This is a genomic window from Coleofasciculus sp. H7-1, assembly GCF_057473865.1.
Map to the genome: position 1 here is coordinate 134,324 of NZ_JBYCCT010000010.1, position 25,529 is coordinate 159,852.

At 47.8% G+C, this 25,529-nt stretch carries 24 protein-coding genes; 11 read left to right on the top strand and 13 right to left on the bottom strand.

Translation table 11 applies throughout. The features are described 5' to 3' along the window. Nucleotides 1-8: 8 nt before the first annotated feature. The gene (locus tag AC2VDX_RS02530; protein ID WP_378178588.1) at nt 9-1,088 is read right to left on the bottom strand and encodes a PIN/TRAM domain-containing protein; all 1,080 of its coding nucleotides are present in this window, start codon (nt 1,086-1,088) and stop codon (nt 9-11) included. A 366-nt stretch (nt 1,089-1,454) separates the two neighbouring features. Here AC2VDX_RS02530 and hemW point away from each other — a divergent pair, with 366 nt between their 5' ends. The 3 genes from hemW (at nt 1,455) to AC2VDX_RS02545 (ending at nt 4,440) form a co-directional block, all read left to right on the top strand. Then, on the top strand, nt 1,455-2,717 hold the full coding sequence (hemW, locus tag AC2VDX_RS02535; protein ID WP_378178585.1) for a radical SAM family heme chaperone HemW: 1,263 nt from the start codon (nt 1,455-1,457) through the stop codon (nt 2,715-2,717). 237 nt (nt 2,718-2,954) lie between these two features. Further along, a complete protein-coding gene (locus AC2VDX_RS02540) occupies nt 2,955-3,683 on the top strand; it encodes a rhomboid family intramembrane serine protease (protein ID WP_378178582.1) in 729 nt (242 codons plus the stop codon). Nucleotides 3,684-4,233: 550 nt separating this feature from the next. After that, nucleotides 4,234-4,440 (top strand): hypothetical protein, encoded by a 207-nt coding sequence (locus tag AC2VDX_RS02545; RefSeq protein ID WP_378178579.1) that lies wholly within the window; start codon nt 4,234-4,236, stop codon nt 4,438-4,440. A gap of 335 nt (nt 4,441-4,775) precedes the next feature. Here AC2VDX_RS02545 and AC2VDX_RS02550 read toward each other — a convergent pair whose 3' ends face one another. Continuing rightward, nucleotides 4,776-5,204, bottom strand: coding sequence for a hypothetical protein (locus AC2VDX_RS02550; RefSeq protein ID WP_378178576.1), 429 nt, complete (start codon nt 5,202-5,204; stop codon nt 4,776-4,778). An 869-nt stretch (nt 5,205-6,073) separates the two neighbouring features. On the opposite strand from AC2VDX_RS02550, the gene AC2VDX_RS02555 reads away from it, so the two are divergent. The 4 genes from AC2VDX_RS02555 (at nt 6,074) to AC2VDX_RS02570 (ending at nt 11,796) form a co-directional block, all read left to right on the top strand. After that, nucleotides 6,074-6,250, top strand: coding sequence for a hypothetical protein (locus AC2VDX_RS02555; RefSeq protein WP_378178574.1), 177 nt, complete (start codon nt 6,074-6,076; stop codon nt 6,248-6,250). Nucleotides 6,251-6,711: 461 nt separating this feature from the next. Beyond that, nucleotides 6,712-8,484 carry a S8 family peptidase gene (locus tag AC2VDX_RS02560; protein ID WP_378178900.1) on the top strand — a complete coding sequence of 591 codons (1,773 nt, stop codon included), beginning with the start codon at nt 6,712-6,714 and terminating at the stop codon, nt 8,482-8,484. Then, nucleotides 8,481-8,711, top strand: a complete 231-nt coding sequence (locus tag AC2VDX_RS02565; protein WP_378178571.1) for a hypothetical protein — start codon at nt 8,481-8,483, stop codon at nt 8,709-8,711. The genes AC2VDX_RS02560 and AC2VDX_RS02565 overlap by 4 nt, the downstream gene beginning before the upstream one ends. A 526-nt stretch (nt 8,712-9,237) precedes the next feature. After that, nucleotides 9,238-11,796: a CHAT domain-containing protein gene (locus tag AC2VDX_RS02570; RefSeq protein ID WP_378178568.1), complete on the top strand. Its 2,559-nt coding sequence runs from the start codon at nt 9,238-9,240 to the stop codon at nt 11,794-11,796. Between the two features lie 117 nt (nt 11,797-11,913). On the opposite strand, the gene AC2VDX_RS02575 is transcribed toward AC2VDX_RS02570, so the two are convergent. Continuing rightward, a complete protein-coding gene (locus AC2VDX_RS02575) occupies nt 11,914-12,591 on the bottom strand; it encodes a hypothetical protein (protein WP_378178565.1) in 678 nt (225 codons plus the stop codon). A 368-nt stretch (nt 12,592-12,959) separates the two neighbouring features. Between AC2VDX_RS02575 and speA the strand changes: the two genes are divergently transcribed. Next, a complete protein-coding gene (gene speA / locus AC2VDX_RS02580; RefSeq protein ID WP_378178562.1) occupies nt 12,960-15,017 on the top strand; it encodes a biosynthetic arginine decarboxylase in 2,058 nt (685 codons plus the stop codon). A gap of 79 nt (nt 15,018-15,096) precedes the next feature. Here the strand turns inward: speA and AC2VDX_RS02585 are convergent, their stop codons facing one another. The 4 genes from AC2VDX_RS02585 to AC2VDX_RS02600 all read right to left on the bottom strand — a co-directional run bounded on the left by AC2VDX_RS02585 (nt 15,097) and on the right by AC2VDX_RS02600 (nt 19,196). Further along, nucleotides 15,097-16,266 carry a nucleotidyltransferase family protein gene (locus tag AC2VDX_RS02585; RefSeq protein WP_378178559.1) on the bottom strand — a complete coding sequence of 390 codons (1,170 nt, stop codon included), beginning with the start codon at nt 16,264-16,266 and terminating at the stop codon, nt 15,097-15,099. Between the two features lie 202 nt (nt 16,267-16,468). After that, nucleotides 16,469-17,278 carry a segregation/condensation protein A gene (locus AC2VDX_RS02590; protein ID WP_378178896.1) on the bottom strand — a complete coding sequence of 270 codons (810 nt, stop codon included), beginning with the start codon at nt 17,276-17,278 and terminating at the stop codon, nt 16,469-16,471. 26 nt (nt 17,279-17,304) lie between these two features. After that, nucleotides 17,305-17,724, bottom strand: a complete 420-nt coding sequence (locus AC2VDX_RS02595) for a lipopolysaccharide assembly protein LapA domain-containing protein (RefSeq protein ID WP_378178556.1) — start codon at nt 17,722-17,724, stop codon at nt 17,305-17,307. A gap of 386 nt (nt 17,725-18,110) precedes the next feature. Continuing rightward, complete coding sequence (locus tag AC2VDX_RS02600) at nt 18,111-19,196, bottom strand: AI-2E family transporter (RefSeq protein WP_378178553.1); 1,086 nt, start codon at nt 19,194-19,196, stop codon at nt 18,111-18,113. Nucleotides 19,197-19,394: 198 nt separating this feature from the next. On the opposite strand from AC2VDX_RS02600, the gene pdxH reads away from it, so the two are divergent. Beyond that, nucleotides 19,395-20,039, top strand: a complete 645-nt coding sequence (pdxH, locus tag AC2VDX_RS02605; protein WP_378178550.1) for a pyridoxamine 5'-phosphate oxidase — start codon at nt 19,395-19,397, stop codon at nt 20,037-20,039. A gap of 284 nt (nt 20,040-20,323) precedes the next feature. Here the strand turns inward: pdxH and AC2VDX_RS02610 are convergent, their stop codons facing one another. The 4 genes from AC2VDX_RS02610 to AC2VDX_RS02625 are packed head-to-tail and all read right to left on the bottom strand — an operon-like array spanning nt 20,324 to nt 22,683. Continuing rightward, a complete protein-coding gene (locus AC2VDX_RS02610; RefSeq protein WP_378178548.1) occupies nt 20,324-20,656 on the bottom strand; it encodes a hypothetical protein in 333 nt (110 codons plus the stop codon). Further along, the gene (locus AC2VDX_RS02615; RefSeq protein WP_378178545.1) at nt 20,656-21,015 is read right to left on the bottom strand and encodes a hypothetical protein; all 360 of its coding nucleotides are present in this window, start codon (nt 21,013-21,015) and stop codon (nt 20,656-20,658) included. The genes AC2VDX_RS02610 and AC2VDX_RS02615 overlap by 1 nt, the downstream gene beginning before the upstream one ends. Before the next feature lies 1 nt (nt 21,016). Then, nucleotides 21,017-22,231, bottom strand: a complete 1,215-nt coding sequence (locus AC2VDX_RS02620; protein ID WP_378178542.1) for an NRAMP family divalent metal transporter — start codon at nt 22,229-22,231, stop codon at nt 21,017-21,019. Continuing rightward, a complete protein-coding gene (locus tag AC2VDX_RS02625) occupies nt 22,228-22,683 on the bottom strand; it encodes a hypothetical protein (RefSeq protein ID WP_378178539.1) in 456 nt (151 codons plus the stop codon). Before AC2VDX_RS02625 ends, AC2VDX_RS02620 begins: the two co-directional genes overlap by 4 nt. Before the next feature lie 687 nt (nt 22,684-23,370). Between AC2VDX_RS02625 and AC2VDX_RS02630 the strand changes: the two genes are divergently transcribed. Further along, complete coding sequence (locus tag AC2VDX_RS02630; RefSeq protein WP_378178536.1) at nt 23,371-23,874, top strand: hypothetical protein; 504 nt, start codon at nt 23,371-23,373, stop codon at nt 23,872-23,874. Between the two features lie 151 nt (nt 23,875-24,025). Continuing rightward, complete coding sequence (locus tag AC2VDX_RS02635; protein WP_378178533.1) at nt 24,026-24,298, top strand: translation initiation factor; 273 nt, start codon at nt 24,026-24,028, stop codon at nt 24,296-24,298. Nucleotides 24,299-24,382: 84 nt separating this feature from the next. On the opposite strand, the gene AC2VDX_RS02640 is transcribed toward AC2VDX_RS02635, so the two are convergent. Together AC2VDX_RS02640 and AC2VDX_RS02645 are read right to left on the bottom strand one after the other, a co-directional pair. Continuing rightward, a complete protein-coding gene (locus AC2VDX_RS02640; protein WP_378178530.1) occupies nt 24,383-25,051 on the bottom strand; it encodes an HAD family hydrolase in 669 nt (222 codons plus the stop codon). Nucleotides 25,052-25,179: 128 nt separating this feature from the next. Continuing rightward, the gene (locus AC2VDX_RS02645) at nt 25,180-25,515 is read right to left on the bottom strand and encodes a hypothetical protein (RefSeq protein WP_378178527.1); all 336 of its coding nucleotides are present in this window, start codon (nt 25,513-25,515) and stop codon (nt 25,180-25,182) included. Nucleotides 25,516-25,529: the final 14 nt, after the last annotated feature.

A 25,529-nucleotide genomic window follows, 5' to 3' on the forward strand; every position in this document is an offset into this window, starting at 1 on the left:
TCGCCACTTCAAGCCACAACGGACGCTTGAGGGCGAGCAAAAATCATTCGCCCCGCCGAAGTCTGCAAGGCACTTGTTACCACTACTCGGATTTCGCCACCCATGTAGTCGCGCCCGTCTTCCACAACCACCATTGTGCCATCGTCCAGATAGCCGACGCCCTGAGCCGGTTCCTTGCCACCCTTGAGAATTTTGATGTCCAGGCTATCACCAGGCAGATAAATTGCCCGAATTGCCTGAGCCAAATCGTTAATATTCAGCACCGGCACTTTCTGCAAAGTGGCAACCTTACTCAAGTTGTAGTCGTTGGTTAGCAAAGTACCATTGATTTCTTGCGTCAAACGGACTAACTTCGCATCCACCTTGGGAATTTCATCGTAGTCGGCGGAGTGGATCACGATCCGCTCTGAGTAAGCATCCTTCATTTGGTTCAGGATATCTAGCCCTCGCCGTCCCCGGACTCGCTTCAAATCGTTGGAACCATCTGCCAGCTGTTGCAGTTCCTGCAAGACAAAATGTGGTACGAGGATTTGACCTTCGATAAAGCCAGTGTTCAGCAGTTCTTCAATGCGACCATCTATGATACAGCTGGTGTCTAAAACTTTGGTCGAGGCAGCTTTGAGGGTTCCTTCTGCTACCAACATCGTTTCTACGCTGTGGGGGCTAATCAGCCTCAAGAAGGAACGACCGTGAGTATCTGCTAAAGTGACCCCCAAGTAGGAAAACATTACGCTGCCTAAAATGGCAACGAGGGGCTTAATAAAAGCAAAATCGAAGGGCATTGGTAGCAAGAAAACGGGTGCCAGCATCAAGTTTGCGACTAATAAGCCGATCACCAAGCCGACTGCTCTGGTCAAAATGACCTCGATCGGCATTTCTCGGACTCTCTTTTCCAAGCGTCGATAGGTCGTCTGCACGAGTAAACCGGCAGCACCCCCAACCAGGGCGGCAAACCCGGCGAAGATCCAGCGTAAAGCGTCCTGATTGCTGACTTGATGTAGGGCACCGCTGGGCAGTAATTCAATCGCGTCGAACCCGATTCCCGCCGCTGCTAGGATGAATAAAAGAATAATGATTGCGTCAAGCATTTTTTCCAGTTGTTTGGGATGATTGCTTCAATTCCTGAAAGCGGCTCTCAGGAAATGATACAAATTTACATTGGTTTTATTATATCTTTTGTGTTATTGCCTTCACCCTTACGGATGACAATTGATTTAACATCAGCATTTAATCCAATTTGAGTTATTTTGATGAAGCCACTTCTTTTTTATTAAAAAGAACAACTCCGAAAAATTAGCCAATTATATTGCTTCCAGAAGGCAGGAAACAATAATGGGTATAGGCTTGGCGTATTATTGCTAGGATAAGAAAAGAACTGACAACGATTCAGTAAAGTAACAACTGTTAATCAAATATTTAAGTATTTCATCGCTATATTGAGTATTGATGCAAACATGGTATTAAATTATTTAATCCCGGACAGAAAAAATATTGATTTGGGTATTCCCAGCTCTGCTTATCTCCACATTCCATTTTGCAGACGCCGGTGCTTTTACTGTGATTTTCCAGTGTCTGTGGTAGGGGATCGCAAGACTGGTAAGAACTCTGGCACAATTGAGCAGTATGTTAAGGTATTGTGCCAAGAAATTGAAGTTACACCAGCATGGGGAAATTCCCTAAAAACAGTTTTTTTTGGAGGCGGTACTCCTTCGCTGTTATCGGTGCAACAACTAAAGCAAATTTTGACTCAACTTGATGCTTGCTTTGGCATTGCCACCGATGCTGAGATTTCAATGGAGATGGACCCAGGCACCTTTGACTGGCAACAACTTCAAGGCTACCGCTCAGATGGAGTGAATCGAATCAGTCTGGGGGTACAGGCGTTTCAGCCAGAACTGTTGGAAGTGTGCGGGCGATCGCATGGTGTCTCTGATATCTTTGCAGCTGTGGAGCTAGTCCGCAAAGTGGGGGTTCCCGAATTCAGCTTGGATTTGATTTCTGGTTTGCCGCATCAGACTTTGGAACATTGGCAGGAGTCTCTAGAAACGGCAGTAGCGATCGCTCCCACTCATATTTCAATTTACGATCTCCAAGTCGAACCCGTCACTGCCTTTGGGCGTCAGTATCAACCCGGTGCCAAACCTCTTCCCACAGATGAAATTGCTGCCGAGATGTACCGACTGGCGCAGCAAGTTCTCACCAGTGCCGGTTACGAGCATTATGAAATTTCTAATTATGCCAAACCCGGTCATCAATGCCGCCACAATCGAGTTTACTGGGAAAACCGCCCCTACTATGGCTTTGGCATGGGTGCCGCCAGTTATTTGCAAGGGTGCCGGTTCACCCGTCCCCGCAAAACACGGGAATATTACGAATGGATGCAACAGATAGTCAAAGCAGGTGGCGTGTGGGATTGTCCTCAAACATTGGCATCTGAAGTACTGTTGGAAACATTGATGCTGGGGTTGCGTCTAGCAGAGGGCCTCAGTTTATCAACCTTAGCCGAACAGTTTGGCAAACAGACGCTGCAACAAATTTGGACGTGTTTGCAACCCTATTACCAGCAAGGTTGGGTAGAAATTGTCGGCGAAAGCGGGGAAGCGATCGCGCTTGACGCCCAGAAACTCGCACCAAATGGACGATTGAGATTAACCGATCCGGAAGGATTTTTATTTTCTAATGTTGTTTTGGCAGATTTATTTAGTCAGTTGGGATAAGTTGTCTTTTTTGAAACGCTCTCGTTACGCCAAGGAAAGCGCCAAGAAAACGCCAAGAATTTAGAAAGTCAATAATCTTTTACTTGGTCAGGACTTACGCAAAGCTTATACATATAACGTTTTTTCGGGTTCAATCCCCCTGTGGTTGCCTCAGATGTGGTGATGTTGCGTAAGTCCTGTTGGTGTACCTTTGCATAAACCTTTCTTGCCCTTTGCGTTTCCAGAAACTACCAATCTATGATTCCTATTGCTGATAACATCCCCAGTCGCAGCAAACCGATTGTTAATTACGCCCTGATCGGAATCAATGTTGCTTTGTTTCTGTGGGAGCTAAAACTAGAGGTTGCAGGTAAACTAAGCGCTTTTATCGAACACTGGGGTATCGTTCCTGCCCGAATAAGTGCTGTGATTTCAGATGCCCTCACTGGGGAAAATCCAGCAGCGTGGGTTGCCTTGCTGATGTTTTCCAGTTCCCTGCTATGGGCGATGTTTCTCCACAGCAGCTTTGGTCAAATTTTGGGTAATCTCCTATTCTTATTTGTTTTTGGAAAGAGTGTGGAGAATCTTCTCGGACATAGGCGGTTTCTGCTACTTTACTTGCTGGGTGGCATTTTGACGGGCATAGTACAAGTTTTGCTGGACTCTACTTTGACGATGCCATTAATTGGAGCCAATGGCGCGATCGCATCTGTCCTCGGAGCCTATTTTCTGAGTTTTCCCCAGGCAAAAATTGATACCATCCTGCCACTGGTAATTGTGTTTATCCCCATTGAACTGCCAGCTTTGTTTTATCTATTCTGGTGGTTTATTCAGCAGATGTTTTATGGAATCGGTAGCTTAAATATTTCCGGTGGCGTCAATCCCGTGGGCGTTGGGTATTGGGCGCATGGTGTGGGGTTAGCAATGGGTGCGATTCTTGTGTTGTTGTTGAAAAGAAGTATCGATAAGAAGCGATTCATAAAGTAAATATTAAAAACAAAAATCTTTACTTTAGGCGCAGGTTCCCCCTAGCGCCATACGATTCACTTAAAGCTAAAAATCCCAACCTACGTAGGGAATGGTTGAGGGAACGAAACCCAACACTCATAAGCATTTGTTGGGTTTGATCGCTCAATCCAACTTACAACGATTCGGTAGTGAACTGTATTTCCCCCTAGGGTACCTTAAAAAGAAGCCGGAATCTTATTGCCACCCTTAAAAAGGAGAATTAAAGTAATCGGATTTTCTTTATAAATTTTCTCTAACCAATCGACAACCGTTTGTTTGGGAGTGGGAGAATTTTATCCAGTCTATAGAATGCTTGATAACAGTTAGTTTTGAGCAATGTTGCAATTGCTTAATCTATGGTAAGTTACTGCTCATGTTTAAGTTAAGCAACTTAATGACTTTTTATGATGAAATGCAATGTTTTAAGTGGATATCGTACAAGTTATAGCTGATTGTAAAAATCAGATCGCATACTTTATAAAGACAGATCAATCTTGCTTTTGAAATGGTTCCTCAAAGGAAATACTTTATGAAACCCTTAAATTCGCCAGTTTCAGCCTGTCGCTATTGTCAATTTTATAACCCGATGGGACGACGTGGCGGCTGTTGTCAAACCCTTGGCGTAACAGTTCAAGGTGGATGGCAAGGTTGTCAACTGGGAATTCCTCGGTTTAAACTTTCCTACGAATATTCGCACGAAGATCCGCAGAAACGAGCTGAAGCAATTGTAATTTAAAACACACTCAGAAAAACGAGTAAGTTGAAAAAGTCTGAAAGTTAGGAAGCCAATTTTTTTAATTTCTCCTTTACTAGCACACTTCTGTTTTACGGATTGTCGGAGGCTGAAAAAGCAATTTTCTCAAGCAGAATCTATGCATAGCAACCCGTATATGATGTCAAGTCCATGAAAGAAGTTCTTTAATAGTTTAGTTTTTCCCTTTAAGTAGTGCGATCGCTTATAAACCCGTTAATACGGGTTTTTTTGGCGCTGACATTCCATACATCGGAGAAATGAGCGATCGCCATCCCATAGAAGTCCAAAACCCGCCTTGCCTCTTTGCCAGAGAATCGCTACACTTTCCCCTCTGCCAAGTTTTGTAATTCCTGCTGTAGAAACTTTCCCCATTCGGCGGCGAGGGGGATTTCAGTAAAAGGGATTTTCACCGAAGCTGCTGGTGCAAAGACAAATTCCAACGAGGCGACACGACCTTTACTGGGCAGTGCTTCTAAATCTGTAGGCTTGTCATCTACCAGCAGCCGAATCGCTTTGACATCCTTCAGAGAAAACGTTTGCACCTCCACCGGACCTTGGCGCGTGGGTTTTCCCCAGGTCAAATTGCTGTCATTTTGAGCCAGCACCGCATAGATATCGTACTTAGATCGCTCAAACTGCTGTGCCCAGAGGCGATAAGCTTCAACTTTTTGATACTCATTCCAGCCTTGCCAAGCCAGCCAGGTAAACGCTGCCAGTAGGGGCAGCCACAACAAACCTCTTTCCATTGTCGGATTTTCGCCCTTTCACTATTCTGATATCTTGCAGCCTAACAGACGATTGCATCTATCCCTGGTTAGCTCCCCTTCGGCTATCTGCTAAGTATAAATGCTGGGTATAGAGATTCTCAGGTTGAGGGTGAAGCATTCGCGCCTTGTACAAGTCACTTCAACAGGACTTACGCAACTTGCGCGACATCTGAAAGACCCAACTACAGGGGGATTGCCCCTACAAAGCGCTATATGTAAAGCTTTGCATAAGTCCTGTTCAACCCAAATATTTCTGCGCGAATGCTTCACCTCTACATGATTTCAACAGATTTGGGTAATGCATAGTTATTCTGAAGAGGAGTAAGGGGGTTGGCGTAGCCGCGATCGCGAACATCGCTAGATATTTTGGCTCTGATTGGGATGCACCCGGTTTCTAGCTACGATCGAGATCACAAAGCCGTGAAGAGCCAGTCACATTTTGTGAGTCAAGCCCATCACTCAAACTTGGGGATTTCAATCAAATATTTACAGCAATAATGTCACATTTTGCTATAGGTTTCTATCACTAGATGCTCTTTATAAAACCTTCATAATTAAAAGCATCGAGTTCAACAAAGCAAGATGCAATCTCACCTTTATCTACCCCAGTTCACCATCGAGCAAGTGATTTATCAGACATTTGTTACTGGTCGAATTTCTCGCTTGGAGCAACAAAGGTTGATGTCAGCGCTATACCTAACATATTTAATTAGTATATAAGATAAAACTCTATTTGAAAAACTATTTAAAGTAAATCATCCAGTTTATTAGCATAAGAACCTAGAATTTATAACCAAGAAATCAAAAAATAGCATTTAAACCCATTTTCCAAAACTAACAAAGATTTTATGGGTCATCTACTAATGAAAATCACAGGTATAGTTATCTTAATATTTTGTTTGCAACTGCTCAATATTAAAGTTAACTTCACCAGCAGAACTCCCGATAATACTACACAAATTCAAACCTACGAACCGCCCAATCAAGGGTTCTCGGACAATAGTCAAGGCGCAGGAACGCGCTAACGGCAAGGGAATGTCTTTCTCACCTCAAACTGAGTCAGGACTTACGCAACTTGCGCGACATCTGGGGCAACCACAGGGGGATTGAACCGACAAGAAGGCTATATCAGAACTTACGCAACTTGCGCGACATCTGAGGGCAACCACAGGGGATTGAACCGACAAGAAGGCTATATGTATAAGCTTTGCGTAAGTACTGTATATGTATAAGCTTTGCGTAAGTCCTGTGAGTATTAGACGCTCATAGGCTGAAAACCCACAAGTACTCAGTAAGAATAAGGGCAGGGTTCTCCCGCTTCTAGAGAACTTTTGCAGCAGCAAGCAGCCTGATTCGGATCGCTTGCTACTGCAAAAGAGCGGTATTACTCCAAAAAACAAAAATTAATAACTAAAAACTAAATACACCACGAGGCAGATGCATGAGTTATCGTGGGGAGAAACTGGCGCTCACAAGACGGGTGAATATGAGAAAGCTTTTGATAGCGTGCTTGTTTTTATTGGGGGTAGGTTTTGCCCTGTTTAACTTCAAGGGACTGGCAGCACAAGGTGAGTTTGACTCGATTGTGCTGGATTTCCGCGAAGACGTACCAGCAGAGGTGGTGCAACAGGTGCGATCGCTTGGCGCTCAGTACAACAGCGAATTCTCCGAATCGGATCATTTGTATATCATTAAAGGCGATCGCAATCTGCTGAAAGCTCTGAAAAAATCGCCTTTAGCCAAAAAAACCGAATATATTGAACCGAACTATGTCTACAAAGCTCTGGAAGTCCCCAACGACCCAGAGTACAGCAAGCAGTGGAACCTACGGAGTATCAACGTAGAATCTGCTTGGGACGAAACCAAAGGCGCAGGTATGACAGTTGCCGTCATTGACACCGGCATCAGTCGCGTTCCTGACTTGAAAGATACCAAGTTTGTCCAAGGCTACGACTTTGTTAACAACCGCGACGAGGCGGATGACGACAACGGGCACGGCACCCACGTTGCCGGTACCGTTGCCCAAGCCACCAATAATGGCTATGGCGTCGCTGGTATTGCTTACGAAGCCAGCCTCATGCCTCTGAAAGTGTTGAGTGCAGAAGGCGGCGGCACCGTTGCCGATATTGCCGAAGCAATCAAGTTTGCCGCCGATAACGGTGCTGATGTCATTAACATGAGCTTGGGCGGTGGCGGCGAAAGTCAGGTAATGCAAGAAGCGATTGATTATGCCTACAACAAAGGCGTCGTCATCGTAGCCGCAGCAGGCAACTCTAATGAGAATTCTGCCTCCTACCCAGCTCGATATCCCCACGTTATCGGTGTTTCAGCAATTGATTCTGCCGGTGAAAAAGCCTTTTACTCCAGCTATGGTGCCGGTGTGGATATCTCAGCCCCTGGTGGCGCAATCACCGGAGAAAATCCATCGGGTGGGATTTTGCAAGAAACCATTAGCTATGACGAAAATGGTAAGTTGATTCCCACCTTTGCTGCTTTCCAAGGCACCAGCATGGCGTCTCCCCACGTTGCCGGTGTCGCGGCTTTAGTTAAAGCCTCTGGCGTGACAGAACCGGAAGAAGTATTAGGCGTCCTCAAAAAGTCGGCACGGGTGATTCCAGATGACGCTCTCAACTACTTTGGTGCCGGTCATCTCGATGCCTCTGCGGCTGTAAAACTGGCGGTGCGCGGGCAAATTACCTTCCGCGACTTCTTCCGCTGGTTGCGCGATAATGGCTATCTCAATCCTCGCTTCTGGATTGATGGCGGTGCGGTGGCACTGTTACCCAAGATTGCGATGGTATTGGGTTCTTATATCCTCGCGTGGTTCTTGCGGAATTATTTCCCCTTTGGCTGGAGTTGGTCGCTAACCAGCGGTCTGGTTGCCGGTAGTTCTGGATTATTCTTCCTGCGCGGCTTCTATATTTTCGATCTTCCCCAGTGGCCTTTCCGGATGATGGGCAGTTCGATTCCGGAACTGGGCAATACGATTCAAGGCAGTGATTTATTGAATCCCATCTTTGCCAGCGTGTTGATTCCTTTTGCATTAGTCGCATTGCTACTAGGACACCGCAGTTGGAAGTGGTTTGCGATCGGCTCGACCTTGGGCGTGGCATCCTGTTTATTAGTGAGTGCCGTAGCAGATCCGGCGATGTTGTGGTTAGGTAATGGCGCGATCGCTAGGCTATTCCTAATTACCAATGCCCTCCTGTGTATCGGACTCGCCTATTTATCCAGCAAAGGAGAAGGGCAAACAGCATGAGCATTAGCGTAGAAGGTACCATCGAACGCAAGGGACTCGGTCCAGGCACCTGGGCACTGGTCACACAAGAGGGTCAAACCTATGAACTCCACAAAGCTCCAGAAGATTTACGCAAATCGGGACTAAAAGTGAAAGTCAAAGGTGAGGTGCGAAACGACGTGATGACCTTCGCGATGATTGGCCCGGTTCTAGAAGTTAAATCTTTTGAGGAAGTCAGTTTAGATTAGTCATGAGCGATCGGCGATCGCTCATTCGTTCAAAGCGGTGGGAGCGATCGCTAATCTGCTACGTGCAACTTTTTCTTAGCTTGTCTTTTTTCTAGCGCAACGGCGCTCCCATCGCAGGGGTTGGGGATAGAAATGTCAAGCAAATTTTGCTCTTCTCCCTCTACCCACCCTTGAAGCCGGGAGAAATACAGAAAGTTGTACACCGCGTAACGAATCACAAAAAAAATCCCCGGCTCAAACCGGCGAGCCAGGGGATGTCAATCAGGGTGCATCTACCAATCTACTCTTCTGAAGGATTCCTCAACTATCCGGATTAAGTCGGGGCAAATTTAACGATTAAATTAGAAATTTTCTCCCTGCTCTTCCCGGCATCCATCAACAGCATCTGCGTTCAAAAAAAACGAAATTGCTCTTCATGGAAACTTTAAGTAAATTGAATCAATCTAGGAAGAAAGGGAAACAATTCCTCCTCCAGGTCAGAAAAGCAGCTAGAGGGTTCTAACTGAAGCAGGAGTGCATAGTAGCAGTGGCTCAGGAATTTCATATCTCTGTAAATCCCTTAGGGGAAAATAAATATTGGGTGCGGACAGAATGGGTTGCCGCACCGGGTGCCGTCCCATTTGCTGAAGAGCAGGTAACGTGGCAAGTGGAGGATTGGTTGGCTCAGGCGAGGCACCTGATGAATGATCCTTTGCTGATGGCTCTGTCTCCTAGCGATACTTCTCGATCGGGTTCCCCGAACCGAGAAGTTACTCAATCTTCTCTTAACTTGGTGGCGCTAGGGCAGCAGCTTTACGATGCTTTGTTCCAAGGGACGCTGCGAGATAGTTGGATGATCGCTCAAGCGATCGCTCAAGACCGGCAAGAAGTATTGCGGCTGCGCTTGGGATTGAAAGATAGTCGCTTACTCAGCTTGCCTTGGGAAGTATTGCACGATGGCGATCGCCCCCTAGCGACGGTCACCGATGTTGCCTTCTCCCGCTACCAGACGAGTACAAGGTTGAGAAGTCCCACCGTCTCGTTAGGTTCTGGGTCAAATCAACCGTTGCTGAAAATTTTGATGGCGATCGCCGCCCCCAACGACCAGGAAAGTTTGGCGCTCAAACAAGAAGTCAGTCACCTGCAAGCAGAACTGAGTCACCGTTCCCGGAATGGCTTACCAGAAATTCAACTCACCGTTCTGGAACAACCCGGTACGGAGCAGCTGACGCACGAGTTGGAACAAGGTCAATATCAAGTTTTCCACTACGCAGGTCATAGCGACCAAGGAGCCTACGGCGGCAATCTCTACCTAGTGAGCCGCCAAACCGGGCTGACGGAGATGTTAAGCGGGGATGACTTAGCGGGGTTGCTCGTCAATAATGGCGTCCAGCTAGCAGTGTTTAACTCTTGTCGGGGCGCTCATACCGCCGCCTCAGATCCCAGTGACGGTGCGGCAGAGGGGAATTTGGCAGAAGCGCTCGTCAAACGCGGAATCAAGAGCGTGCTGGCGATGGCAGAACGAATTCCGGATCAAGTCGCTTTGACCTTGGCGCGGCGGTTTTACGGCAATCTGAATCAAGGTTATCCGATTGACCTCAGCCTGAGTCGAGCGCGGCAAAGTTTAATTTCTACCTACGGTTCTCGCCAGCTTTACTGGGCTTTACCCATCCTCTATCTTCACCCGGAATTTGACGGTTACTTGACACCGGGTCATCATGCCATCAATGCCAAAGCAGAGCGACTTCAGTTGCCTGACGCAACTGGTGCAGACCTGGCTTGGGGAGGGCTTGGCTCTACGCTTTCTAATCGGGAGGAAGAAGCGGTATTCACGGCACCGGCTGTGTCTAGATCCGGTTTCTTAAGCACCGACGAGGCTTCAGACGTTTCCTTAGAGGATGACTTATACGGGTATGACGATCCCGACTGGGTCGATCCGGTTGATGATTTGGAGTATGACGATATTGGCTACGAAGACGACTCAGCAATGGTAGCGGATCTGTTTCGCCAGCTGAAGCCCGAACCTTTAGCAGCAGAGGCGCATAGGGAAACAGAAGCAGACCAGCAGAGGGACAGACCAGGAGAAAGGGAGAATTTGACGACCATCACCGCTCACCCGCTACTCGTGTCGAAAACATCCCCTCAACCCGTCACTCCAGCGATCGCTGCTCAGTCAGCACCTAAAAACGCGGGGTCGGAAGAATCGCTACTGGGATATGCTGCCCGGAAACCCTGGCAGCGATTCTGGCAGCGTGGGGACGGGAAGGACGCACAGCGACGAGTCAAGCGTGTCCCACTCCGAGCCTTGCTGGCGTTAGGATCGACGATGGCGATCGCGCTTTTGGGTTTCTGGTTATTGCAACGTCGTCCGCAACCTTCAGACTTGTTGTTCTCTCAGGAGAAACCGATCACCTCGCTTCCGGCGCTCCCTAGTCCCAACCTCAAAAATGTCAATCTCCAGACAGCCAATACCCCGACTGTCACGGCGATCGCTATTGAACAGTTCAGTCAAAATAACTTATCCGCCGCAGTGGTGGCTGTAGAAGAATTGCTCAACCGAGGAGCGTTACCGCAAGCCCAAGGGGCGCTTGACAACGTTAGCAAACAGAAAATCGATGACCCAGCCATTAGCTTCCTGAGAGGGCGTCTGGCGTGGCAGTCTGTTCAAACTGGCAGCAAGGATTACAGCTTGGATGATGCCCGTCGATTCTGGGAGCTAGCTGTCAAAAAGCAACCCAAGTCTGCCAAATACCTCAATGCCCTAGGGTTTGCCTACTACTTAGAAGGGAATCTCGATCGTGCTAACCAAATTTGGTTTGATGCGTTTTACTTGATAGAAGAAAAGCCAGCCGCTGTCGCCGGATCGGTTGCCCAACAAGAAGCTTTGACCACTTATGCAGGATTAGCGATCGGGCTTAGTAAATTGGCTGCATCCCAACCCGCTGATAAGCAAGCAAAACTTTTGGATGAAGCGCGTAAGCTGCGGCAAAAGGCGATCTCCGAAGACCCGGTTAACTTGCAACCCGAAGCCCTTAGTAAAAACTGGCTCTGGTCAGAAAAAGCAATTAAAGACTGGCGATCGCTACTTTCGGCAAGTCAAAAGTAATTAGCTAAAAAATATTTACTTGCATCTTGAATTCTGGTATTTGGTAAAAAAATTTGAGTTTTGAGTTTTGAATTAAAAACTTTCTTCAAACTCAAAACTCAAAACTTTCATTAACGATTACTTTTTGAGCAACGAAGAGAGAGACTGCCGCTTTCGCATATCCATGATTTCTGCCAGACTATCCTCGCCCCAATCCAGAGGATGATTTTCGTCTGGAGGCACCACTGTTACCTCAGTCATCCCATAATTTGTCATCATTAGGGGCACTTCTTGAGGTTTAGGGAAGTCTTCTGCCGCTTGCTTTGGCGGCATGGGACGACGCTTTTGAGTCGGGTGGGGTGTTTTTTTGCGGACGCTTGCAGTCGGCTTTGACCGTTTGAGAGATTTACGCTGCGATGAACGACTCAGGTTCAGCGCTATCAACAGCGTTCCAGTGACAAAGCCCAATGCGATCGCACCATACAACCACCGTGGCACTTCCGGTTGCTTCGGAGCTTCCGGAACCACTGTAAAGCTTGGCAACGGGGTCTCGGATGACTGACTGGTTGTGAAGCTTGGCAGTGGTGGTGTCTCTGGTTCTGGAACCGTCGTTACGGTAGGCATTGGTTCAACAGGTTTAGATTCCTCCGGCTCGACGGGGCCTGTACTAACTAGACCTAGCGCTGCTACTGCGGCGATGGTAATCACGGACGCCCACAAACCACCCCAAAAGGCGAGTGGGTACTTCTGAACCATCTGGTACAGAAAAACAAGGCTAAAGCGCTGTATAGGAGGCTTATCGGGCTGATTGAGCATTGAACGCCCTCAACTAGCACGGCTGATAGATATTGGGTAATTTATATCAAAGTTTTATCAAAATTTGAAAAACTCGGTATAACTCACTAGAGGCAGATTTTAGCAAAAATTGTCTGCCATCTTTCAGACAAAGAAATTTAGTAACCAGGAAAAAGAGGTGGTTGTAGCAGGCAAGAAGCCGAGCTTTTGCAGCTTTGAGAGTTTTCAAAGCAGAGAATTACTCATAGACAATCCCCAAGTGCAAATTTTGGAATGGGAATTAAACAGACATCCAACCGCAGGTACTGATTCAAGACAACACGCCTGCCTATGATGAGTGAATGCGATAGACTAGCTACTCGACAGGGGACAGGGAGGATAGATAAAAAATGGGCGAGCAGTTTACGCCAGCAATTGAAGAAGAGCCATCACAGGAAGAAATTGTGGCACAGAGTTCATCGAATAACCCTGGCACCTCCGGTGCCCTTGCCCGGAGAAATGCAGGACGGGAAAAACATGACATGGCTTTGACGCGGATAAGCCGTGAAAGCTCGCCCCCATCCTGGTCAATAGAAGAGAGTGAGAACCTGTATCGGATTGAAGGTTGGGGTCAACCGTACTTTTCGATTAATGCAGCCGGTCACGTTACAGTTTCTCCGAAGGGAGAGCGTGGTGGTTCTCTGGATTTATTTGAACTGGTCAATGCCCTGAAGCAGCGGAATCTGGGGCTGCCACTGTTGATTCGCTTTTCAGATATTTTAGAAGACCGGATTGAGCGATTGAACGCTTGTTTTGCGAAAGCGATCGCTCGTTACAACTATTCCGGTACTTACAAAGGCGTCTTTCCGGTCAAGTGCAACCAGCAGCGGCACTTGGTTGAGGATTTGGTGCGATTTGGTAAACCCCATCAGTTTGGCTTGGAAGCTGGCTCGAAGCCAGAGATGATGATTGCTTTGGCGATGTTGGATACGCCTGGGGCATTACTCATCTGCAATGGCTACAAAGACCGGGAATACATCGAAACGGCGATGTTAGCTTCTCGACTGGGGCAAACGCCGCTGATTGTGTTAGAGCAGGTTGAAGAAGTACAACTTTGTATTGACGCCAGCCGTCAGTTGGGAATTCGGCCAATTTTGGGCATCCGGGCGAAGCTGAGTACCCAAGGTGTGGGACGCTGGGGAGGATCTACGGGCGATCGCGCTAAATTTGGTTTGACCATTCCCGAAATTATCCAGGCAGTCAACCAATTACAAGACGCTGACTTGCTGGATTCGCTGCAACTGTTGCACTTCCACATTGGCTCTCAGATTTCTGCGATTAACGTCATTAAAGATGCCATCCAAGAAGCTAGCAAGATTTACGTCGAGTTAGCCAAGCTGGGAGCTAACATGAAATATCTCGATGTCGGCGGCGGTTTGGGCGTGGATTACGACGGCTCTCAAACCAATTTCTATGCTTCCAAAAATTACAATATGCAGAACTATGCCAACGATATCGTGGCAGAGTTGAAGGAAGCTTGTGCCGAACACCAGATACCCGTTCCTACGCTGATTAGCGAGAGTGGGAGAGCGATCGCTTCCCATCAGTCGGTGCTGATTTTTGATGTCCTCGGCACTAGCGACGTGCCATCCGGGGCACCCGAACCCCCAAAAGAGGGCGAATCTCCGATTATTAATTATCTCTGGGAAACCTACCAATCCATTAATGAGGAGAATTTCCAAGAGCTATACCACGACGCCACTCAATTCAAAGAAGAAGCCATCAGCCGATTTAATTTGGGGATTTTGCGCCTCACCGAACGAGCTAGAGCCGAGCGTCTTTACTGGGCTTGTTGTGAAAAAATTCTAGCGATTACCAGGAAGCAGGAATACGTTCCCGACGAACTGGAAGACCTGGAAAAAATCATGGCTTCCATCTACTATATCAACCTGTCTGTCTTCCAATCAGCGCCGGATTGTTGGGCGATTGACCAGCTGTTTCCCATTATGCCGATTCATCGGCTGGATGAGGAACCAACGCGGCGCGGAATTTTGGCAGACCTCACCTGCGACAGCGATGGCAAAATCGATCGGTTTATCGACCTGCGAGATGTCAAGTCGGTTTTAGAACTGCATACGCTGAAGTCTGGCGAACCTTATTACCTGGGGATGTTCTTGAATGGAGCTTACCAGGAAATTATGGGCAATCTGCACAACTTATTTGGCGATACCAATACGATTCACATTCATCTGACCCCCAAGAGCTACAGAATTGAACACGTCGTCAAAGGTGACACCATGAAGGAAGTCTTGGGTTATGTACAGTACGATTCCGAGGATCTGATTGAGCAGATTCGTCGGTTATGCGAACAAGCACTCCTAGATAAGCGCATTACCATCCAGGAATCCCAGCGATTGCTGCAAAACTACGAGCAGAGTTTGAGTCGATACACTTATCTCTCGTCGTGATGGGGAATGGGGGATGGGTAATGAGTAGAGAATTTACTTGTTATCGACTACCCATTACCGATTACCGCTTCCCGATGACTTAAATCGCTTCCATCCCCAGCAGATCGGCGATCGCTTGCCGTTCTGCTGGCGGATTAGAGGGCAGAACTTGACGAGCATCGTTAATCAGCCAATCGAGGGCTGCGGCTTGGACATCAATCGTGGCACCCGTCTTATCCACGCAGTAGCGTCCAAACACCAGCTTATCGACTAAGCGCACTCCTGGGCCTAGGCGGGAGTATTCAAAAATTACGCTATTTTCCACCTTCGCGCCGCTGCACACCCAGCAATTGGGTCCAATGTAGGTGGGACCGACAATCTTGGCTCCATCTTCAATGCGCGTCATGGCACCGATGTAGACAGGACCTGTGATGTCAACGTTGTCCCAGTTCACCGCCACATTCAAGCCCGTATAAATACCGGGAGCCACTTTCTGTCCGGGAATTGCCACATTTTTGACTTCTCCCAGTAACACGCTGCGAATTGCCCGCCAGTAGTCCGGCACTTTGCCAATATCCACCCACTGGAAATCCATCGGGATGCCGTAGAAAGGCGCACCCATTTCTACCAGTTTGGGGAACAACTGACCACCGATATCGTACTCCTGACCAGAGGGGATGTAATCCAAAACTTCTGGCTCGAAAATGTAAATCCCGGTATTGATATTGGTACTGAGCGCTTCCTCCACTGCCGGTTTTTCTTGGAAGGCTTTGATTCGTCCCTCTTCGTCGGTGACGACGACTCCGTAACTGGAAACCTCATCCCGTGGCACTGATTTCATCACAATCGTCGCGATCGCGCCTTTTTCTTTGTGCCACTTCACCGCTGCGGTCAGATCCAAGTCAATCAGCGCATCTCCACACAGCACCACAAAGGTGTCGTCAAAAAACGGAGAAAAATCTTGGATGCGCCGCATCCCACCAGCCGAACCGACCGCTTCGCCGATCAATTCGCCATTTTCTTCAATCCGGCCTTCAAAGGAATAGCCAATTTGCACCCCAAAACGCTGACCATCCCGGAAATAGCTTTCAATTTCGTTAGCAAGATGGCTGACATTGACCATGATCTGGTCAAACCCATGCTGCCTGAGCAGTTCCACCAAGAACTCCATCACTGGTTTTTGCAGAATTGGAATTAAAGGTTTGGGAATGGTGTAGGTAATCGGACGAACGCGGGTACCTTTACCAGCCGCCAGAATCATGGCTTTCATGAATATTTTTTCCTCAACCTAGGCCACTTTGTTTTCGTGCATTTAGCTGCATTCCATCCCTTGACTGAAGGCAAAGGATGGCGGGTCAAACATTTTAGTCGATTGACCTTGTCGATATTCTAGATGTTTCTACCCCTAGCGTTTAATCAACGTACCGGCAGTCGCTGAATGCGCCCCTGTGAAAGTACAGAATCATCATTCGCTAAAGCGTTCGGATTTTTAGGTCTTGGTAGAACTCCTCTTGGGCTAACTCTACCTTAGACTGAGCAGACAGGAGTAACAGCGCCCAAAAAACTCCCACTCGGTCATGGTGTTTCGGCGCAGTATCCACCTCTTCAGGCAATTGATGCGCGTTTAACGGTGCTGAGAGTTGTCTTACCCCTGCCCATAACTCTAGCAGCTGGTCTAATTCCAGCCAATCCTGACCAGGGGGCATTTGGGGCCAATGACCGCTCAAAAAGCGCTCTAACTGAGCTGCGGTTTCGGTCAGATTTTCCTGGTGAGCGAGGGCAGCGATCGCGCGGGCGGCTTGGGAACGGGACTGGGCGCGATAACTGGGGTCTTTGGTCGCGTTTGGGCCAGCAGGTTTTTCTTCCAGTACAGTGGCTATCTGCTGTAGCTGTTCGATTAATTCCTGTAGGGTGACGCGACGAGTTTGAGGAGGCATTGCTGTCCCTCGGCGTCGCAAATGGCGTTCCAGCCGCGTTGGCAATTGTCTGGGATCGGCGGCGGTGTCGTCCAGCTCGTCGGTGGGATCGAGATTGTCTGGGGTCGATTGCGTAAAGAGCGTATCCGCCTTGAGTAACACCAGCATGGATGCATATAGAAAAGCCTGCCCGGATTGGGACAGTTCTACTTCAAAGGTGCCAGAGGGCTTGTTCCCGGCTTTCTCCAGTTCCAATAAGCACCGATCGATCGCCTCAATCACCTGGACATCCCAGGGATCAATTTCTCCCCGCTGAGCCAAATCGATTAAAAGGGCGATCGCTTCCTGGGCTGGGCCAATGGTCATCGGCATAAACTCAAGCTCAATTGAAGCTAAATTGATTGGGCAAGGGCTTCCTGTTCTTTTGCTGCCGCGAGACTAGCTAGCTTCCCCCCATTCGCCTCTGTGTCTTCAGTCTGGAGGGTAGCGTTTAAGGGCAGGCTTTGTTTCTCTTCGATTTCTGCCTTGTAGTGTTCAATATTTTCCTCTAATTCTTGGATGCGCTCGTCTTTGGCACGCATCTGACGCAATTGTTTTCCGGATTCTAAACTTCGCAGCAACCGCGTCCAGATACTAAAAATCCACGCTAAGGCAGCTCCAAGACCTGTCGCCAGAATCAGTTCAATACACAAGGGCGCTTGCACTTCGACACCTTGAACAATTTGAATGGCGGCAGGCTCGGTATTTTCTAAGCTGAATAAAACTAGCGCTAGTAACACCGCGAAGATCAGCAAAAAATTAATCTGTCGCATCAGTTAACTCCTAAACAATGCAGATTCATTGTTAATTTTACAAGGAAGAACAGGATGAATTAGCTATTTAAGGATGAGAATGAGTTGAGCCTCACCTATCCTAATCTACGTCCACGCCAAGTGCATATACTCTTCAGTTTTGAGAAAATAACGAACCAAAAAGCTGCAACTGTTAATGTTGTCTGAGTGCAGGAGCGATCGCGCTGATTTTGGATGACAGTGGAAGCCGATTTCTCCTCATAGAACAAAAATAAAAGTGTTGAAATGACACGAGACAAACCAATATTGAGGATCGTGCAGAATCTTTTTTTAGTTCGCCAGCGCATCCTAGCTTGGTTTGTTGTGCTGATAGCTTTTAGGGCGGGGGTATCTATTCTGGTAATCCTTCAACTGTCATTGGGGTTTCGAGAAACAGTCTGTGTCGTCACAACTGAGGGCTGACGCAAAAGGCGGATGGTATCGATAGTGTCCTTAATCGTACCCGCGAGGGGCACAGACACCAGAATCCCGACCAGTCCAGCTATCTGACCTCCTATCAATAAAGCGATAAAGATCCAGATCGGATTGAGTCCGGTGAAATCGCCCATTAACTTAGGAGCAAGGAGGTTATCTTTGATCTGCTGCATGAAAATCGATGCGATCGCTACCCAAACGGCTAGCCAAAAATCTTGCAGCATCACCAGAAGCGTCACCAAACCAATCCCCAAGGTAGCGCCGATAAAGGGAATAAGTTCGGCAACCCCAATCAGCAAGCCAAACAAAAGGGCAAACGGCAGGTTCAGACTCAAAAAAATTGGCGTCAGCGTTGCCATCATAAACAGTCCTAGGAGGACTTGGGTAATGAAAAAGTTCTGAAAGTTCAGCCGCAGGGATTCGCTCAATGGCAGACCGATTTGAGGTGGGAGAAGGTTAAACAAACTTTTCCACAAGCGATCGCCATACAGCAACATATAAAATGCCAGCACCACCACGAACACGACATCAATTAATCCGGTCAACGTTCCTAGCGCCACGCCAAACGCCTGACTAGCTAGAGCCTGCGCTTGGTTTTCGATCTGATAACTGACGCGACGGCTAAACCCTTTGAGATCCAAAGGCAAACGACGAGTTTTTGTCCAAGTGTCCAACTGATCTAGATTTTGATTGCTTGCCTCTAACCAATCTGGAATGTTTTTTAACAGTTGAGTCGTTTGATCTACCAATATCGGTACCAGGGTCACGCCCAAAATGACAAGTAGCGTTAAAGTCGCCACCAAAACGATAATTACCGCCTGCGTCCGATTGAAGCGAACCCGCTCTAACATCCGCACCGGGTAATTCAGTAAAAAAGCCAGAATTGCCGCAATGGTGAGGATGGTAATTAGATGCTCAAAATAGCGAAATATCTGGGACAGAACCCAGATATTTAGAGCCACAATCGGGCCGGTCAAACCGAGAATCAGCAGGCGTTGAAGATTGGCTGAACGGCGCATCGCACTCACAACCTCTAGCAGTGGCTCCCTGGGTACTCGTAGAACGACTGGCTAGACTTTAAACTCTAGCCCATAGACAGTCTAAAGTCTAAAGTCCATAAACATAGCCGCAAGTGATAAGTTTTTTTGTAGGATGTATGAAAACTGGGGTCAAGCAAGGCTTGAAAATACTTAATTAGGGATTGAAAAAACATAAAGATGGATACAAGCGTAGCCGATCTGCGTAAAGATTACACCCAATTTGGACTTAGCAAAGCGGATAGTGACCCCAATCCCTTTCAACAATTTCAAAAGTGGTTTGACCAAGCACGGGCAGCTCAGCTTCTTGAACCCAATGCCATGACTGTTGCGACCGTCGGGGCTGATGGCAAGCCTAGCGCCAGAATGGTGCTGCTCAAGGACTTCGACGAACAAGGCTTCGTGTTCTACACGAACTACGAGAGTCAAAAAGCACAACAACTTCTCGTCAATCCGTGGGCGTCCTTGGTCTTCTGGTGGGCGGAATTGGAACGCCAAGTGCGGATTGAGGGACGGGTGGAGAAGGTGTCAGATGCTGAATCAGAAGCCTATTTTCACAGCCGTCCGCTCTTAAGCCAGCTAGGGGCTTGGGCTTCGCGGCAAAGCCAAGTCATTGAAAGCCGCGAGGTACTTGAGCAACGGTTGCAGGAACTCAAAGAGCAATATGAAAATCGGGAGATTCCTCGACCGCTACACTGGGGAGGCTTCCGAGTCATTCCCACAGCAATTGAATTTTGGCAGGGGCGTCCGAGTCGGCTGCACGATCGCTTGTACTACCGACGGCTTGACGATGGCAACTGGGTAATTGAGCGATTATCACCTTAACGAGGAACTGTAGAGGGCGCAGAGGAAGAGGGATTTCTCTGCATTCTCTGTCCTGTGCGGTTCGTTTATAGCGGGTCTCAGTTGACTCAAATACAAGACCTAACGGTTCTTGTATTTGTAGGTTGGGTAGAGCGTAAGCGAAACCCAACAAATGCTTATGCTACCTTTTTTTGGATTTTTAGCTCCCAAGTTAAAAATTCTTTTCCCATTCCTAATAGGAGGAGTTGGGGAGAGGTCACAATATAGGGCAATTTTGCTGTGATGGTCGCAAAATCTCCAATTTCCTACTGCGAATTTGATTGCTCCAATGTCTTCAATTCTTCTAGAGTACAGCGCAAGCGCGGCTTTTGAGGGTCAGCCAAATCCATCTGTTCCCACGGCACCTCATACCCACCGTGCAAGTTACGCGCTCCCAAACTGTGCAAAATCGCTAACCCAATTGTCCAAGTTGATAACCGTTCTAACAGAGCGGGAACCCCAATCAGGTATCTCCGGACAATCCATTCATCGCCTTCCCGTTCGGCTCGCACCTCCTCAAGGCGTCCGACGGGTTTGCCGGTCGAATCTAGCACTTGTTTGCCCAGGAGCAGTTCTAGATGTATTTCACTATGAGCCATTATTTTGCCCCTGGAATCCGCCCAATGATGCGATCGCGCAGCCATTGTTCGTAGGCTAACGCTGGCGTTGCTTCGGCTTCGAGATCGACTTCGACATCAATGCCAACGTCGCGCACCTTGGATAGAGGAATCCGAAACGGTTGGCTGTGCTTAGCACCCCACTTGTTTAAGATTGCTGCTACCCAACGTTCCAATCGCGGGTGCAACCGTCGCGCCAGAACTGTTGCACCTACTTCGATGTAAGCCAGTCGTGGTGGTTCTCCATCTCGCAATTCCATTACAATCCCGTCAATTTTGCCCATTTTCTGCTGATTGCGATCAACTAGCTGGTTATCGAGAACATCTCGAATGATATCCATCTCAGCCTCCAATAATTTCTAGGGGGATGGCAACAATTGCTAGTACAAAAGCTAGCGCGATCGCCAAGATTACAACGCTGTTACTAATCCAACCATTACGATACTGACCGACATAAGATTCATCATTCATTAAAACCAGAAAAGGCAAAATCACGGGTGGCAAAATCAGCGTAGTGATCGCCATTGAGAAGAGAGTCAATTGCAAAGGATCGATACCAAATACCATCAGCAGTGAAGCGAGAAAGACGAACGCGGTGTAGACGAAACTAAACCGTGCGGCATCTTTCGGGTGCAGATTTTCGCCCCAATTCCACCCCATCGCTTGAGCCACAATGTAGGCGGTGTCGAGGGTAACTTCCAGGGCTGCGCCAAAGCAGGCGATGCCCAACGATGCTGCAAACAGGATAAAGCCCCAGTAACCAAAAGGTTGTGTTAGCATCAGCGCTGCCTGTTCGTAGCTATCCACTTGGATGCCTTGGGGATAAAGGACAAGTGCCGCCACAATTAACACTCCAAGCGATACAATGCTGCCGAAGCCCATGCCTAAGATCGCAACGGCGCGATTCACACCGATATACTTTTCATCCCACTTGTCTTCTACTACACCGGATGAGTAGAAATAAAACAAATAAGGGCTGATTAATGCACCCAAAATGCTAACAGCAATAAATAAATAATGTGCGGTGTCATGTTTGGGTAGGGTTGGCAATAAACCCGTGCCAAGTTCTGTTAGATTTGGATGCAGTTTGAAGGTGGCGACGACAAAAACAAGTGTAATTAGTCCTAGGAGTGAAACGCCATTTTCGATGAGACCAAAGGTTCCTTTCCACAAAAGTAACCAGATGGCAAATGCAACGGGTAGAGCATACCATTGAAAACTAATACCCGTTACCAGTTGTAGGGCAATACAAACACCACCAATTTCAGCGGCTAGCACCAGAAAATCAACCAGGATTTCAGCAATTAGTGGAATGATATAAAAATTGAACCCAAACCGTTCGCGTACTGCATCCGCTAGAGTATGTTTGCTGACGGCGGCTAATCGTCCTGACATTTCTACTAGAAACATTACACAAATGGTGCCTAGGATAATTACCCAGATTAGTTGGAAACCAAATGTAGAACCTGCTTCAGATGCGGTGGCGATCGCTCCCACATCCAAGAAACCTCCGATACTCGTAACAATTCCGAGGGCGATTTCTAGGATTTTACTCATTGCTGTACACCTACACTTTTTGCCTGCGTGTTAAGCGCGTGATTTTCCTTGGTTAATTCTTGGATTTGTTGAGCTACATTCGGGCGATCTTCCCGCTCAATTCCCTGCGATATCTGACTCAGCGTGACCTCAAGATGATGTAGCTCCTCCAGAAGTTTTCGCTCTGGTTCTGTGGAAGCTTGTAGTGTTAGCTTACTTGTTTCTTTTTCGAGTTCTTGCTTCGCTTTTTTCAGTGTTTGTTTGGTATAGGCTGTGGGAACAGCACCGCGTATCCAAGCATTACTCACCATTTGAACTGTTGCTGCCCACGAGGTGACAACTTGTAGATCCTTTGTTATGTTTTTAGTGGAGGATTGACTGCTACAAGCGGTTAATAATGTCAACAACAATAAAGGACTACCTACCCGTATCCATTGCATCTGTTTTGACCGTTTCACTAAGGCAGCATTCATAAGACTATTCTTGTCTGCCTGGAACTGTCATTATGTATACCATTTGAAGGATTTCCGAGGAAGATTGGTTGATTATTGAAGCATACAATAAAATCGGGCGATCGCTTCACGGAGCATTTATAGCAATTCAAGGGTTGGGTGCAATACATCTGTAGGGGCATTTTGATTGCCATGCCCCTACTAAACGTGAGAACGGCAATATATTCCACCCAACTCTGGAAACGCTATATTTGCTGGTTTGTATATTTTTTTATACAGTTTTGCCTAAAAAATTGACATAAGGCATCAACAGAGCTAATTAGTGATTGTAGGCGATCGCTCTCCCGATGACTCCGCTGGCACATCAACCGAACGATAGGGAGGCAAAACCCCTATTAGGAGGCAATTGCTTGTTGTCAAATACTGACTAATTTATGACTAACTTTCGGGTCTATTCCTTTTGGATAAAAGACTAGCCAAAATTTCTATCTAGAGTTGTAGACAATTGTCAATAAATTGGTTCATGATTCAAGGGAAACAAAAATACTGTACTTGTGCTGTTGTTCAGTCATTTGCAAATGTCCCATTTCAACTGCTTGTTGGAAATTAATTGACATTGCCTAAAAAAGTGTTTTTGCAACAGCGCCAGGTTTTCCCATAACAGCTCGATAAAAAGGCATCCTGAAACGGAGGGAGAACAGGAAATCGATGAATACAATAGCCCCGCAGGGTAAAAGATTTTTACGCCCAATGGCGCTGCTGCTTTCAGCGTTGCTAATGGTTCCGTTTTTAAATGCTTGCGGAGAGTCGCAGACTAGCACTCCGCCGCCACCTGTTGACGATACGCGGGGTGGAACAGTGACCAATCCTGCCCCCACAAACCAACCCCAAGCCAAGAAAGGATTATCAACGGGTCAGAAAGTGGCAATCACTTTGGCGGGTGCAGCCGCACTCTACTATCTTTACAACAAGAATAAGAACAAGCAACAGCAGGGGGCGCAGGGGAAATACTACCTTTCCAAGAACGGGCGCGTTTACTACCGCGATGCCCAAAATCGCGCTCACTGGGTAACGCCACCAGCTGAAGGAATTCGAGTTCCGGAGGAGGAGGCGCAACAGTATCGTGACTTCCAGGGCTATAATAACAGACCCACGGGGCGCGACCTGAAGGGACTGCCTGAAGCGAGTGAAGCCCCAGTCCCAGCACAGTAAGCGCTGCTATCCCTGCGTTGCAAATATGCGATCGCACCACTAGCCACGAAAAACGCCCGAAAAACGCCCGTAAGATACACAACGGCAATGTGGAATAAATCCGTACCCTCTACACAGCCGTTTCAACACCAATTGAAAAAGGAGACAAATCATGGTAGATGGGTTTTTTAAAAAGGTGCAGGATGCCGTGCTTGGGTCTAATGACGACCAAGACGCTACCAACTACGACGATCGGGAAGTCCGCCCCGCCAGCGAAGATCCGTTTGGCGATCCGGCGGATTCCGGAGAGTACGGCGATGTCCGCCCCGCCAGCGAAGATCCATTTGGCGATCCGGCGGATTCCGGCGAGTACGGACAGTTTGGTGATGTTCGTTCTGCTAGTGAAGATCCTTATGGCGATCCCGCAGACGAAGAATACGCTTAATGGTCAGGCTTTCGCCACCATTTCCGACATAAAACCGTAAAAAAAAGGCAGTGGCGAATGATGCTGCTGCCTTTTTGACTAGAGTTATATAGATGGGTTTAAGGGAGAACTGGCATAATTTGCTAACAGATCGGCTGGGTTGTCGTAGATAGCGATCGCATCCTTGAGTTGATTATCGTCAAAGCCACCACAGCGCACCGCAATTACACCCACGCCAGCTTTATTCGCAGATTCAATATCGTAGGGTGTATCGGCAATCATCACTACCTGATTTGGTTGCATCTGGATCTTCTTCAATGCTGCTTCCACGATGTCTGGTGCTGGTTTAGAGGCATCGGCGTCGCTAGATGTTGTCGCTTCATCAAGTAGATCGTCAACTTGTGCGGCTTTCAGCAGCGGGGAGAGTTCTTGACTCGATGCAGAGGTAGCGATAATCAGCTTTAATCCAGCCTGCTGCATTTGCAAGATCAGTTCTCTCGCGCCCTTTGTAGGAGGCAATGTTGGTGCAAAGCGGTTGACCATCAGTTCTCTACGCTTCTGGGAAACGGCTTTCCCATCTCCTTCTTCGTCATTTAATTCCGGCACCATTTTCGGGATAATGTGATCGCCACCCATCCCAATCAGCGGTCGAACTTTATCGAAGGGTACGTCATAACCATACGCTGCAAATCCCTCAACCCAAGCTTGGGCATGAGCATCATTGCTCAGAACCAGGGTACCATCGACATCTAAAATTACGCCTTGCAATTTCATTGTTGTATTAATTTGGGATTTTGTGTTTGTCCCCCTTTTTTAAGCGGGATTTTCTTGGCTTTGATTACCGCTTCCATCCCTTCAACCCCCCAATTCCTAGGGAGGCGAAGAAAAAGTGCGATCGCTTGCTAATTTGACACTACCGCTGGCAGCACTTCCGGGTCATCATCCAACGAGAGGAGGAATTGAATGATATCAGTCTGATCTTGGGGAGTGAAACCAGCCTCGGTGTCTACCCAATAAGCGTGTCCGCTGCCGTCTACATTCGACTGTTGTAAGTCAGAATTCTCTCGGTTAGCGGCTACCGTGGCTTCGCGCAGGTGGCGATCCAGCAGCACTCGCAAGCTAGCGCTGGGATCGGGCTGGATATTTTTGAGCAACGTACCTGCCATACCCAGCCGATTGGGATCGGCAACGCTAAAGCCATCTTCATCTCGCTTCAGTGCTTCGGAACTGGCTGCCACACCGCCATCATGGA